Below are 11,926 nucleotides of genomic sequence, written 5' to 3'. Positions count from 1 at the left end.
AGCGCATCTTCGGCGCCGTCGGCACTGCCGAGCCGTCGGGTGCTCCCGAGGAGACGTTCTGGGCGTTCCGACGCCTGTTCGAGGCGCTCGCCCGTGAGCGGCCGCTGATCGCGGTCGTCGACGAGCTCCAGTGGGCGGAGCCCACCCTGCTCGACCTCCTCGAGTACCTGCTCACGTTCGCGGCCGACCAGCCGATCCTGCTTCTCGGCCTGACCCGGCCCGAGCTGTTCGAAGGGCGCCCCTCGTGGGCGGCGCCGAGGAGGGGCACGACGCTGATCACGCTCGAGCCCCTGGGCGAGGAGGAGTCGGCGACGCTCGTCGAGACGCTCGCGACGGCCCGCGGGATCCCGGAGGCGGAGCGCTCACGGATCGTCGAGACGGCCGAGGGGAACCCGCTCTTCCTCGAGCAGCTCCTCGCCCATCGCCCCGGCGGCGGAAACGGGCGCGGGGCGATCCCGCCGACGGTGCAGGCGCTCCTCGCCGCCCGCATCGACCAGCTGGATGCGGACGAGCGCGCCGTGCTCGTGCGGGCCGCGGTGGAGGGCAAGACGTTCCATCGCGGAGCCGTCGCCGAGCTCCTGCCCGAGCGGGCCCGCCCGATGCTCGGGGCGCGCCTCATCTCCCTCGTCCGCCAGGAGCTGATCCGCGCCGACCGCTCCCAGTTCGCAGGCGACGACGGCTTCCGCTTCGGGCACTCGCTGATCCACGACGCCGCCTACGAGGCGGCGTCGAAGGAGCTCCGCGCGGAGGGCCACGAGCGCTACGCAGGCTGGCTCGAGGCTCGGGCGCGAGAGCACGCGCTCCACTACGAGGAGCTCCTCGGGTACCACCTCGAGCGGGCGCATCGGCTCCGCGTCGAGCTCGGTCGCCCCGACGCGGCGCTCGCAAGCCGTGCCGCCCAGTTCCTCGCCTCCGCGGGCGAGCGGGCCCTCGCCCGGGGAGACGTGCCCGCGGCCGTCAATCTGCTGGATCGGTCGGTCGCGCTCGCTCCGACACCGGACGATGTCCCGCCCGCCGTCGGCTTCCAGCTGAGCGTCGCCCGGATCGAGGCGGGCGACCTGGAAGGGGCCGACCGGGCGCTCTCCGAGGCGATCGAGCGGGCCGGCGAGGTCGGCGACCGCCGCCTGGCGACGAGAGCCGCCCTCGAGCGCCTCTTTGCGCGCACGCTCACCGGCAGCGCAACGGACGACGAGGTGAGCGCCGAGGCAGAGCGCGCGATTCCCGTGCTCGAGGAGCTCGGCGACGACGCCGGCGTCGCGAGAGCCTGGCTCCTGTTCGCATTGGCCGCCCCCTTTGGCAGCGCCGTCCAGGAAGCGGCCGCGACGACCGCCTTCGCCTACGCACGACGCGCGCGCCTTCCGCGCGAGGAGGAGGACGCGCTGTTCCTGAGGCTGGGGGCGGCGCTCTACGGTGAGCGGCCCGTCGCGGAGGTGACCGAGCTCTGCACGGAGCTGCTCGCAGAGGCCAACGGGCCGCTGGCGGAGGTGGGGACGCTCGAGATCCTGGCCGCGCTGACGGTGCGCGGCGGCGACCTCGTCGAAGGACGGGAGCTCTACCTGCGCGCGGACACGCTCTACCGCGAGCTCGGCATGCGACATCGAGAGGCCGTCAACTGGCAGTGCTGGGGCAGGAGCGAGCTCACGACCGGCGGCTTCGATCGCGCGGAGATGGCCTTCCGACAGAGCATCGAGGAGTTCGAGGAGATGGGCAACCATGCCTTCGGCAACGAGGTCCGGTCGTTCCTGGCGCACACGCTCTGCTCCGATGGACGGTACGACGAGGCGGCCGCTGCGCTCGACGACGGCAGCGGGCACGTATCGATGCCGTTCCTCGCGTCGAGCGCCCGCGCACGCGTCCTCGCAGCGCGTGGGGAGATCGACGCGGCGCTCGACCTGGCGCAGCGGGCGGTGGCGGAGGCGACGGACGAGGATGCCCACTACCTCGAGGGACGCGCGCAGGCGCTCGTCGCGCTCGCCGAGGTCATGCGCCGTGCCGACCGGCCGTCGGACGAGGCCGCAGCCCTCCGGGAGGCGCTCGCCCTGTACGAGCGCAAGGGCATCACACCGGCCGTGCGGCGGATCCGTGCGCGGCTCGACGAGCTCGAGGCCGCCGTCGCCCCCTGAGTCGCACTCATCCCCATCGGCGACGATCACTGACGTTCCCGTCGAGGCGGTGCCGGCGAAGACCCAGGTCGTCGGCGGCCCGACGCGGTGAGCGGTCGACGCTTCGAGCCGTCCGGTGACCGGGTGAGCCCAGCAGGGGCGGCAGGACTCGAACCTGCAACCCCCGGTTTTGGAGACCGGTGCTCTGCCAATTGAGCTACGCCCCTGGGTCGCGGCACCGAGTGTAGCGATGGCCTCTCGCCGATCGCGACGGCGTGTCAGGATCCGCGGATGAGCCTCGCAACGCGGATCCTCGCCGTCCTCGGCCTCGCGTCTGCCGGCTTCGCGGGGATCGTCGGCGTCTGGGGCGCGTACCTGCTGGCGACGGCGGCCGACGACCCGCTCGGGCTGAACGCGGTGCTCGGACGGGCCGCCCTCGGCGCGAGCGCAATGTACGCCGCGCTCGCCGTCGGCGTGCTCGTCCTCGTCAGGCGTCGGCTGCGCCCCTCCGCGTAGTGCAGCGCCGGGCCCTGGGCGCGCTCTTCCTCGCCCTCGCGGTCGGCCTCGGCGTCGTCGCCGTCCTCTCGGCGCTCGAGGGCGGGCGTGCATGGATCGTGGCCGCCGCCGCCGCCGGCCTCGCGCTCTGGCTGGGCGACCTGGGGCGCCGGGCGCTCCGCTGAGGCCGTGTCCCCCGTTCGGGGGGGAACCCGGCTGCGGGCGGCGTATTCTCTCCCCGTGGCCAGTTCGAACGTGGCGTCGGACACGCTTGCCCTCTGGCAGGAGTACAGGCGAACCGAGGACCCGGTCATTCGTGACCGGTTGATCCTCACGTACGCGCCGCTCGTCAAGTTCGTCGCCGGCCGTCTCGGCGCGAGCCTCCCCGCACACGTCGACGACCAGGACCTCGTCTCGTACGGGTTGCTCGGGCTGATCGGCGCGATCGAGCGCTTCGACCCCGACCGTGAGATCAAGTTCGAGACCTACGCGATCGCGCGGATCAAGGGCGCGATCATCGACGAGCTCCGCTCGCTCGACTGGGTGCCCCGCTCGGTGCGGACGCGCGCCCGCGAGATCGAGCGTGCGATCGCAGAGCTCGAGCGGCAGCTGATGCGGGCGCCGACGGACGAGGAGATCGCCGCCAAGCTCGGCCTCGACACGTCCGAGCTCGAGACGTCGCTCGCGGAGATCTCGCGCTCCTCGATGGCGGCGCTCGACGAGCTGTGGACGCCACAGGGCGGCGGAGACCAGATCTCGCTGATCGACACGATCGAGGACACGACGGGCCCGGACCCCGGGCTCTCGCTCGAGGAGACCGAGCTCAAGGAGGCGCTCGGCGAGGCGATCGCCCACCTCCCCGAGCGTGAGAAGCTCGTGGTCACGCTCTACTACTACGAGGAGCTGACGCTGCGCGAGATCGGCGAGGTGCTCGGTGTCACGGAGTCCCGGGTCTCGCAGCTCCACACCAAGGCCGTGCTCCGGCTCAAGGCCCGCCTCTCCGGCGGCCCGCGGGACGCGGCAGAGAGCTAGCGGCGTCGCCGAAGCGGTCACCGGGGCCCGTCTCCCGTCGGGCGGCCGTGACGTGCGCCTCCGACACTCGCGCCTCGGCACCGGTGGTCACGGGCGCGGGGCGGTACCGCGGGCATTGCGAATCCTGCCCCAACTAGGATTCGTCCCACACGCGACTTCGAGGAGGAACGCCTGCACATGGCTGTGATCGAGCCCGGGAAGATCCGCAACGTCGCCGTCGTCGGCCACCGCGGGACGGGAAAGACGTCCCTGGTCGAGGCGCTCCTGTACCAGACGGGGGCGGTGAACCGGCTCGGCACGATCGAGGCAGGCACCACCGTCACGGACTGGGACGAGGACGAGCAGAACCGGAGGCTGTCGATCTCCCTCTCCCTCGCGCACACGGACTGGCAGGGGCGGAAGGTCAACCTCGTCGACTGCCCCGGCGACCCCTCGTTCCAGGGTGAGTGGCGGTGCGCGCTCCCCGTCGTCGAGGGGGCGGTCGTCGTCGTGTCCGCCGTGATGGGCGTCGAGGTCGGGACGACCCGGGTGTGGAAGGCCGCGGACGAGCTCGGTCTCGCGCGGCTCGTCGTCGTCAACATGCTCGACCGCGAGCGCGCCGACTTCTACCGCACACTCGCGCAGCTCCAGGAGCAGCTCTCGGCCGCGTGCGTCCCCGTGCACCTGCCGATCGGCTCGGAGCACGACGTCACCGGCATCGTCGACGTGCTGCACATGTGCGCCTACACGACGCCGGACGGCAGCAAGGAGGGCGATCCCGTCTCGATCCCCGACGAGATGGCCGACGTGGCGCAGGAGTACCGGGAGAAGCTGCTCGACGCCGTGGTCGAGACGGACGAGGCGTTGATGGAGCGCTACCTCGAGGGCGAGGAGCTCGACGCCCACGAGGTGGCGGCCGCGCTGAAGGCGGCGATGACCCGCGGCGAGGTGTTCCCGGTCGCGTGCACGATCGCCTCGAAGAACCTGGGCACCCACGCGCTGCTCGACCTCGTCGTCGAGGGCGTCTCCTCGCCGGCGAAGCGCGGGTCGCCGATCGACGTCGACGGGGTCGACACCGCGGCCTTCGTGTTCAAGACCGTGGCCGACCCGTTCGCCGGAAAGATCAACGTCTTCCGCGTGCTCTCGGGGTCCGTGACCTCGGAGACGACCCTGCTCGACCTCCGCGAGAAGGGGAAGGAGCGGATGGGCTCCCTCCTCCAGCTGCAGGGGAAGGAGCACACGCCCGTCAAGGAGTTCGGGGAAGGCGACCTCGGCGCGGTCGCCAAGCTCAAGGACGTCCAGACCGGCGACCTGCTCGCAGACCGGGACGCCGCCCTCGCGGCGCCGGGCTTCGGGTTCCCCGAGCCGGTGATGAGCTTCGCGATCACCCCCAAGACGAAGGGCGACGAGGAGAAGGTCGCGAACGCGATCCGGCGCCTCGCCGAGGAGGACCCGACGCTCCGGCTGCGGCGCGATCAGCAGACGGGCGAGGAGATCCTCGCGGGCATGAGCCAGATGCACGTCGAGGTCGCGCTCGAGCGGGCCAAGCGACGCTTCGGGGTCGACGTCGAGCTGCACCCGCCGCGCGTCCCGTACCTGGAGACGATCCGAAAGGAGTCGCGCGCGCGCCATCGGTACAAGAAGCAGACGGGTGGGCGCGGCCAGTTCGGTGACTGCGAGATCGTGCTCGAGCCGATCGACGGGCACGAGGGCTACGAGTTCCTCGACAAGATCGTGGGCGGCGTGATCCCGCAGAGCTTCCGGCCGGCGGTCGACAAGGGCATCCAGGAGGCGATGCAGCACGGCGAGCTCGCCGGTGCCCCCGTGCAGGGCGTCCGTGTGCTGCTCGTCGACGGCCAGTACCACAACGTCGACTCGTCGGAGAGGGCCTTCAAGATCGCCGGCTCGATGGCGTTCAAGGAGGCCTACGCGAAGGCCGACCCGGTGCTGCTCGAGCCGATCATGGAGCTCGAGGTGACCGTTCCCGACGACGCCGTCGGCGCCGTCAACGGAGACCTCAACTCCCGCCGCGGCCGCCTGCTCGGCATGGAGCCCGCGGGCGGGATGACGACGATCCAGGCCGAGGTGCCGATGGCGGAGCTGCTCACGTACGCGCAGTCCCTGACGTCGATGACCGGCGGCCGGGGCGACTACGGCATGCACCTGCTCCGGTACGAGCAGGTTCCGCAGCACGTCGCGCAGAAGGTGATCGAGGAGACGCAGGCGCAGCGCGAGGCCGCCAACGCCTAGTCTCGGCCGGCGCCGAGCGTCCGCTCCGCGCGATACCTGTGGAAAACCGTCCGCGGCGGGATATAGTCAGTCGCCGATGCGCGTGATCAAGGCCACCGTCGTCCGTACCTGCGCGGTCTGCGAGCGCACGCTGCTGCAGGGCGAGCAGGCGGTGCGGTTCTCGCCGGGCGGCGGGGAGCAGGTCGACGTCTGCACCCTCTGCCAGGAGACCGCGATCGACCACGGCTGGATCAGGGAGGGCGGCGCGATGTCCCCGGCACTCCAGTCGGCGCCCCGCCGTCGGCGCCAGAAGACGCTCTGGCAGGCGTTGCTCGGAGCGCGCGAGGTCGAGCCCGACCCCGTCGTGGCCGAGCCGATCCTGCGCCGACTCAGCGACCAGGAGATCACCTTCGTCGAGGCGGCCGAGCTCTTCAACCAGAGCGCGTTCCGGCGCACGGTCGTCGGCGTCGCCCGGAGCCTCGGCGAGCCGGACGTGTCGATCGTGCCGCTCAGCGGCGTCAACGGCGAGACCGTGATCACGTTCGCCTGGGACATCACGTGGTACCAGTACCGCGTCTCCCCGGAGGCGCCGCAGCCCGTCCGCCTCGAGGACCGTGGCCAGGACGCCGCCGAGATCGAGCCGCCGTTCGCGCAGTGGAACGCCCGCCTCGACGAGAGCGACCGGCTCGTCCCCGATCTCGTGCGCGTCTAGCCCCGACGGTCGACGTGACCACGACCGACGTCTCGGCCGCAGCAGGCCTGCTCGACCGTCTCGGCGTCGACACCGGCTCGCTGCAGGGCGACCTCGTCGTGCGCACGCCGATCACGGGGGAGGAGATCGGCCGCGTCGCCCGCACCGACGCCGCGGCTGCCGACGCCGCGGTCGCCCGCGCCCACGACGCGTTCGCCGTCTGGCGCGACGTTCCGGCGCCGCGGCGCGGCGAGCTCGTGCGGCTGCTCGGCGACGAGCTCCGCCGCGAGAAGGACGCCCTCGGCGCGCTCGTCACGCTGGAGGTGGGCAAGATCACGCAGGAGGGCCTCGGCGAGGTTCAGGAGATGATCGACATCTGCGACTTCGCCGTCGGCCTCTCCCGCCAGCTCTACGGCCGCTCGATCGCGTCCGAGCGGCCCGGGCACCGGCTCACCGAGACCTGGCACCCGCTCGGGCCGGTCGCCGTGGTCTCCGCGTTCAACTTCCCCGTCGCCGTCTGGAGCTGGAACGCGGCGATCGCGCTGGTGTGCGGTGACCCCGTCGTGTGGAAGCCGTCGGAGCGGACGCCGCTCACGGCCCTCGCCTGCACGGCGCTCCTCCGTCGTGCGGCCGAGCGGCTCGGCGATGTGCCCGACGGCCTCTTCGAGCTCGTCGTCGGCGGCGCCGACCGGGCGCTACAGCTCGCCGACGACCCGCGGATCCCGCTCGTCTCCGCGACGGGCTCGACGCAGATGGGCAAGGCGATCGGACCGCGGGTCGCGGGACGCCTCGGTCGCTCGCTGCTCGAGCTCGGCGGCAACAACGCGGCGGTCGTCGCCCCGAGCGCCGATCTCGACCTCGTCGTCCGCGGCGTCCTCTTCGCCGCCGTCGGCACGGCCGGCCAGCGGTGCACGAGCCTGCGGCGCCTGGTCGTCCACGAGTCGATCGCGGACGCGCTCGTCGAGCGGCTCGCGACCGCATACCGCAGCATCCCCGTCGGCGATCCCCGTGAGTCGGGGACGCTCGTCGGGCCGCTGATCACGGGCGAGGCGTTCGAGCGGATGGAGTCTGCGCTCGCACGGGCACGGGCCGACGGGGGCGAGGTCGTCGCGGGTGGCGAGCGGATGCTCGCCGACCGCTGGCCGGATGCGTGGTACGCGAGCCCCGCGCTCGTCCGCATGCCGACCCAGGCCGAGATCGTGCGGGAGGAGACCTTCGCGCCGATCCTCTACGTCCTCACCTACGACGACCTCGACGAGGCGATCGCGCTGCAGAACGGCGTGCCGCAGGGGCTCGCGTCGTCGATCTTCACGACCGACCTGCTCGAGGCGGAGCGGTTCCTCGCCGCCTCGGGGTCGGACTGCGGGATCGCGAACGTCAACATCGGCCCGAGCGGCGCGGAGATCGGCGGCGCCTTCGGGGGCGAGAAGGAGACCGGCGGCGGCCGCGAGTCGGGGTCCGACGCCTGGAAGGCGTACATGCGCCGTCAGACCGCGACCGTCAACTACACGAGCGACCTCCCGCTCGCCCAGGGGATCGTCTTCGACCTCCCCTGAGCGGCGTCGCGCGCGGGCGGCCGTACACGGCCCCGCCGCGCGTCTCGACCCGGGCACCGGCCGCTCGGGGCACGGTCACGGGACGAGCAGTCGCATCGTGACGACGCCGGGCCCACCCGTCCGCCACAGCTGCAGCCGGACGGCCCGCATCCCGCACACGACGTACGACAGCGTCCGGGACGGTGCGCCGGACGTCCATCGTGTGCGGTGGAGGACGGTGGACCCGTCGACCGTTCTCAGCGTCACCGTGTACCCCGACGCAAGCGGCATCGAGGCGCTGATCTCCAGCGTCCCGTCCAGCGGCAGGTCGATCACGCGCCACCACGCGCGCCCCGCGGCCTCGCGGAACCGTGCCCGGAGCGTGCGCTGCGTCGGCTCGACCCAGGGGTCGAGCACGTCTCGCTCCACGAGCGACAGTGCCTCCTGGTCGGGGAAGAACAGCGGGTCGACGAGCATCCACTGGAACGACGCGGCTCCCTGGCGCACCTCGTTCAAGGCCCGGTAGGCCTCGCCGAAGCCTTCGCCGGGGTTGAGCGCATAGCGCGACGTCTCGTCGCCGGGAAACACCTGGCCCGTCCGTTCGCGGGGGCAGATCTCAGCGTACGTCGCCCAGCGCTTCGTGCCCCAGTCGATCGCGGCCCAGGGCGGGTTCAATCGGTTGAGGGCGACGTGGTGCCCGTACTCGTGCGTGGCGATGGTCTCGGGGGCCAGTCCGTCGACGACGTCCCCCGGGACGTACATCCGGCCGAAGCCGTAGCAGCCGAGGGCGTCGTCGCCGCAGATGCCCTGGAGCTCGGCGAGCGGCATCACGTGGACGACGACGCTGGCGATCTCGGCGCCGTGCACGAGCCGCGAGATCGTCTCCGCCCACTGCTCGGGCGTGTTCGCATCGGGGCCGTAGGCGTCCGAGACGAGGACGGTGACGGTGTGGCCGTCGCTCGCGACCACCGGGCCTCCGTGCCACGCGGCACCTCTCGCGGCCAAGGGCGTCGCTCGGCGGCTCATGTACTGCGCCTGTCCGTCGGCGACGTGGCCGGCACCCGGCTGGTCGAGCGTGCTCAGCACACTGCCGGCCGCGAAGGCACACACGGCAACGAGCAGCGCCGTCGTGCCACGAACAGCGAATGTTCGACCCATCGCGCCTCCTCGCGAGCCGGGGTTTCGGGCGTGAGCGGGTCGGACCCCGCTCACGCCCGTTCCGGCTAGCGGACCTTGAAGGTCACGACGCGCTTGGCGGCGCGACCGTCGGACGTGGTGACCTTGAGGCTCAGCTTCACGACCTTGCCCTTGGCGGCCTTCGGGACGACGAAGCGCACCTTCGCCTTGCCGCGCACGAACGACTCCGTGTGTGCGAGCTGCCTCCCCTTGAAGGTGGGGTTGCACACCATTGCCGCACCCGTCAGCGGCTTGCCGTTGTCACTCCTGCGCACCATGAACGTCACCGTCAGCGGCTTGCCGGCGGTCGCCTTCTTCGGCGCGATCACCGGCTTGCCGATCACCGGCTTCACGACCGCAGGCGCTGTCGTCGTCGGTGGGGGAGTCGACTCGGCGGTGGTGAGGTCGTACGACCAGTACCCCCGGTCCGGGGCGGCGTCCCAGAAGTTGATCTCCGTCTCGTCGATGCTGATCGCGACCACGACGAAGTTGAACGCCGTCACGTTCCCGATGTCGGTCTTGTTGAACCTGAACTCGGAGACGTTCGGAGCAGCCGGTCCCGCGCTGAAGCTCGGCGGGTCGACGTAGCTCCAATCGGATCCGTTCCAGGCGAAGAACGCGGCGCCCACGAGCGGCCCGCCGAACATCCAGTACTCATCCCCGTCGCCGCCCGTCATCTGGTTGCGGTCGGCGTCGATGAAGATCGCGACCGCGTGGTTCGCGACGATCGGGCTGGCCGAGCCCACCTGGATCGAGATCCCTCCGGCCGTGTCGTTCCGGACGGTCACGCTCGTGATGTCCGTCCCGACACCACCGTCACCATTGGGGTCCGTGTAGCTCTGATCCGCCCAGGCGCCGCTGGTCGTCGCAAGGGCGACCAGCGCCACGAGGGCGCCCAGCAGAAGGACACGAATCACGTGTCTCATGGCTGTACCCCCTTCTCGCCCCGAGCATAGGATTTCGTGTCTGCCGTTTCCTCGGTATTTCCGAGCAGACTCGCTGCGCCTAGTTGGCAGTTCCGACGACGGCGCTGTAGGAGAGGCGGCGCTCGATCCGGTGACGGGATCGCGCAGATCCGTCTACGCTGGGCCGACGATGTCGTCGGTGAAGCTCGTGTGGTTCGTGCCCTTGTCGCATCTCGACGCGACGCGTGACGCCGTGTTCGCGGCGGGTGCGGGACGGATCGGGGAGTACACACGGTGCTCGTGGCACACGGTCGGGACGGGGACCTTCCACGGCTCGGACGCGACGGCGCCGGCGATCGGGGAGGCCGGCCGCGACGAGGAGGTGACCGAGGCGCGTGTCGAGACGGTCGTCCCGGAGGAGGCGCTCGGCGAGGTCCTCGCAGCCCTCCGCCGGTCGCACCCCTACGAGGAGCCTGCACACGACGTCTATCCGAGGATCGAGGGGTGAGGGCGACGCTCTACACGGACGGCGGTGCGCGGGGGAACCCCGGTCCCGCCGCCTACGCGTTCGTCCTCGAGGCCGAGGACGGGACGGTGCTCGACGCCCGCGGCGAGGCGATCGGGGTCGCGACGAACAACGTCGCCGAGTACCGTGCGCTCGTCGCCGGGCTCGAACGAGCCGTGGAGGCCGGTGTGCACGAGCTCGAGGTCGTCTCCGACTCGGAGCTCCTCGTGAAGCAGATGCGCGGCGAGTACAAGGTCAAGAACCGGGCGCTGCAAGGCCTCTTCCTCGACGCGTCGCGGCATGCACGGCGCCTCGACACCGTCACCTACCGGCACGTCCGTCGCGAGCACAACGAGCTCGCCGACCGTCTCGTCAACGAGGCGCTCGACGCATAGCCCCGGAATCGTCGCGCCACGGCTCGCGGGGCGCTGTGCCTGCTGCGGGCCTACGCTTTCCGCGTGCCGAGCGCGATCACGTAGAGGCGCTCCTGGGCGATCCGGTCGCCGACCCGCGACCGCTCGAACATCTCGGTCATCGCCGTGTCGAGCTCCGCACGGCGCTCCTCGTCGAGCGAGCTCCACAGCGTGAAGGTCGGGCCGTAGTTGTCCCGGAACAGCTCCCACATCTCGCGCGCGTCCTCGTCGACGTGCGGCGAGTTCCCCTCGGCGAAGCGAAGGTCGAACCAGTCGCCGAGCATCTGCTCGACGTAGGCCTCGTCCCCCCACTGGAACGGAGAGCCGGCCCCCTCCGGCGGCGGCGGCGCGAACGGCGACATCGCGCGGAAGATGTCGCCGACGCCGCTCTCGCCCCGCCAAGCGGTGAAGCCGATGCGCCCGCCCGGGCGGCACACGCGACCGAGCTCGGAGGCGACCTGCGGATGGTCGGGCGCGAAGATGATCCCCACGGACGACGACACCACGTCGAAGCTGGCGTCCTCGTACGGGAGGTCCTCGCAGTCCGCGACCTCGAGCGTCAGCTCGAGCCCCTCGTCGGCGGCGAGCTGCCGGGCCGTGTCGACGAGCGCGGGCGCGAGATCGGAGGCGCTGACGACGGCGCCGGCCCGGACGGCCCTGAACGCGACCTCGCCGGTGCCGCAGGCGAGGTCGAGCCACTGCTCGCCGGGTCGCGGCGCGAGGTGGGCCACGAGGTCGTCGTGCATGTCGTGGATCGTCCCGGCGACCTTCTCGAAGGGCGCCGCTCCCCACACGTGCGCGTGCCGCTTCTTCAGCTCCTCGAACGCCATGGATCTCTCCTCCTGTCGGGAGCGACGATCCTAC

General features: G+C 71.7%; 12 protein-coding genes and 1 tRNA gene. 9 read left to right on the top strand and 4 right to left on the bottom strand.

Annotated features, from left to right (window positions below; all coding sequences use genetic code 11):
• Positions 1 to 2,123, top strand: a 2,123-nt coding sequence (locus tag AC162C_RS09275) for an ATP-binding protein (RefSeq protein ID WP_484097303.1), incomplete at its 5' end; no start/stop codon positions are given.
• A 133-nt stretch (positions 2,124 to 2,256) separates the two neighbouring features.
• On the opposite strand, the gene AC162C_RS09270 is transcribed toward AC162C_RS09275, so the two are convergent.
• Positions 2,257 to 2,329, bottom strand: a tRNA-Trp gene (locus AC162C_RS09270).
• 64 nt (positions 2,330 to 2,393) lie between these two features.
• On the opposite strand from AC162C_RS09270, the gene AC162C_RS09265 reads away from it, so the two are divergent.
• The 6 genes from AC162C_RS09265 (at position 2,394) to amaB (ending at position 8,084) form a co-directional block, all read left to right on the top strand.
• On the top strand, positions 2,394 to 2,618 hold the full coding sequence (locus AC162C_RS09265; RefSeq protein ID WP_462974409.1) for a hypothetical protein: 225 nt from the start codon (positions 2,394 to 2,396) through the stop codon (positions 2,616 to 2,618).
• Positions 2,618 to 2,782 (top strand): hypothetical protein, encoded by a 165-nt coding sequence (locus AC162C_RS09260; RefSeq protein ID WP_462974410.1) that lies wholly within the window; start codon positions 2,618 to 2,620, stop codon positions 2,780 to 2,782. Before AC162C_RS09265 ends, AC162C_RS09260 begins: the two co-directional genes overlap by 1 nt.
• A gap of 31 nt (positions 2,783 to 2,813) precedes the next feature.
• Positions 2,814 to 3,629: an RNA polymerase sigma factor WhiG gene (gene whiG, locus AC162C_RS09255; RefSeq protein ID WP_484097306.1), complete on the top strand. Its 816-nt coding sequence runs from the start codon at positions 2,814 to 2,816 to the stop codon at positions 3,627 to 3,629.
• 177 nt (positions 3,630 to 3,806) lie between these two features.
• Positions 3,807 to 5,858 carry an elongation factor G gene (fusA, locus tag AC162C_RS09250; protein WP_484097302.1) on the top strand — a complete coding sequence of 684 codons (2,052 nt, stop codon included), beginning with the start codon at positions 3,807 to 3,809 and terminating at the stop codon, positions 5,856 to 5,858.
• Positions 5,859 to 5,934: 76 nt separating this feature from the next.
• Positions 5,935 to 6,549, top strand: a complete 615-nt coding sequence (locus AC162C_RS09245; RefSeq protein WP_484097301.1) for a hypothetical protein — start codon at positions 5,935 to 5,937, stop codon at positions 6,547 to 6,549.
• A 14-nt stretch (positions 6,550 to 6,563) separates the two neighbouring features.
• Positions 6,564 to 8,084 (top strand): L-piperidine-6-carboxylate dehydrogenase, encoded by a 1,521-nt coding sequence (gene amaB / locus AC162C_RS09240; RefSeq protein ID WP_484097300.1) that lies wholly within the window; start codon positions 6,564 to 6,566, stop codon positions 8,082 to 8,084.
• A 75-nt stretch (positions 8,085 to 8,159) separates the two neighbouring features.
• On the opposite strand, the gene AC162C_RS09235 is transcribed toward amaB, so the two are convergent.
• Complete coding sequence (locus AC162C_RS09235; protein WP_484097299.1) at positions 8,160 to 9,221, bottom strand: hypothetical protein; 1,062 nt, start codon at positions 9,219 to 9,221, stop codon at positions 8,160 to 8,162.
• Positions 9,222 to 9,286: 65 nt separating this feature from the next.
• On the bottom strand, positions 9,287 to 10,165 hold the full coding sequence (locus AC162C_RS09230) for a hypothetical protein (protein ID WP_484097298.1): 879 nt from the start codon (positions 10,163 to 10,165) through the stop codon (positions 9,287 to 9,289).
• A 178-nt stretch (positions 10,166 to 10,343) separates the two neighbouring features.
• Here AC162C_RS09230 and AC162C_RS09225 point away from each other — a divergent pair, with 178 nt between their 5' ends.
• Together AC162C_RS09225 and AC162C_RS09220 are read left to right on the top strand one after the other, a co-directional pair.
• Positions 10,344 to 10,652 (top strand): NGG1p interacting factor NIF3, encoded by a 309-nt coding sequence (locus AC162C_RS09225; protein WP_484097297.1) that lies wholly within the window; start codon positions 10,344 to 10,346, stop codon positions 10,650 to 10,652.
• A complete protein-coding gene (locus AC162C_RS09220) occupies positions 10,649 to 11,044 on the top strand; it encodes a ribonuclease HI family protein (protein ID WP_462974418.1) in 396 nt (131 codons plus the stop codon). The genes AC162C_RS09225 and AC162C_RS09220 overlap by 4 nt, the downstream gene beginning before the upstream one ends.
• A gap of 50 nt (positions 11,045 to 11,094) precedes the next feature.
• On the opposite strand, the gene AC162C_RS09215 is transcribed toward AC162C_RS09220, so the two are convergent.
• On the bottom strand, positions 11,095 to 11,892 hold the full coding sequence (locus AC162C_RS09215) for a class I SAM-dependent methyltransferase (protein WP_484097296.1): 798 nt from the start codon (positions 11,890 to 11,892) through the stop codon (positions 11,095 to 11,097).
• Between the last annotated feature and the right edge of the window lie 34 nt (positions 11,893 to 11,926).

It is taken from the genome of Gaiella sp. (assembly GCF_057140465.1).
Note: the sequence above shows the minus strand (reverse complement) of the source record. Positions and strands in the feature narration are given on the sequence as shown.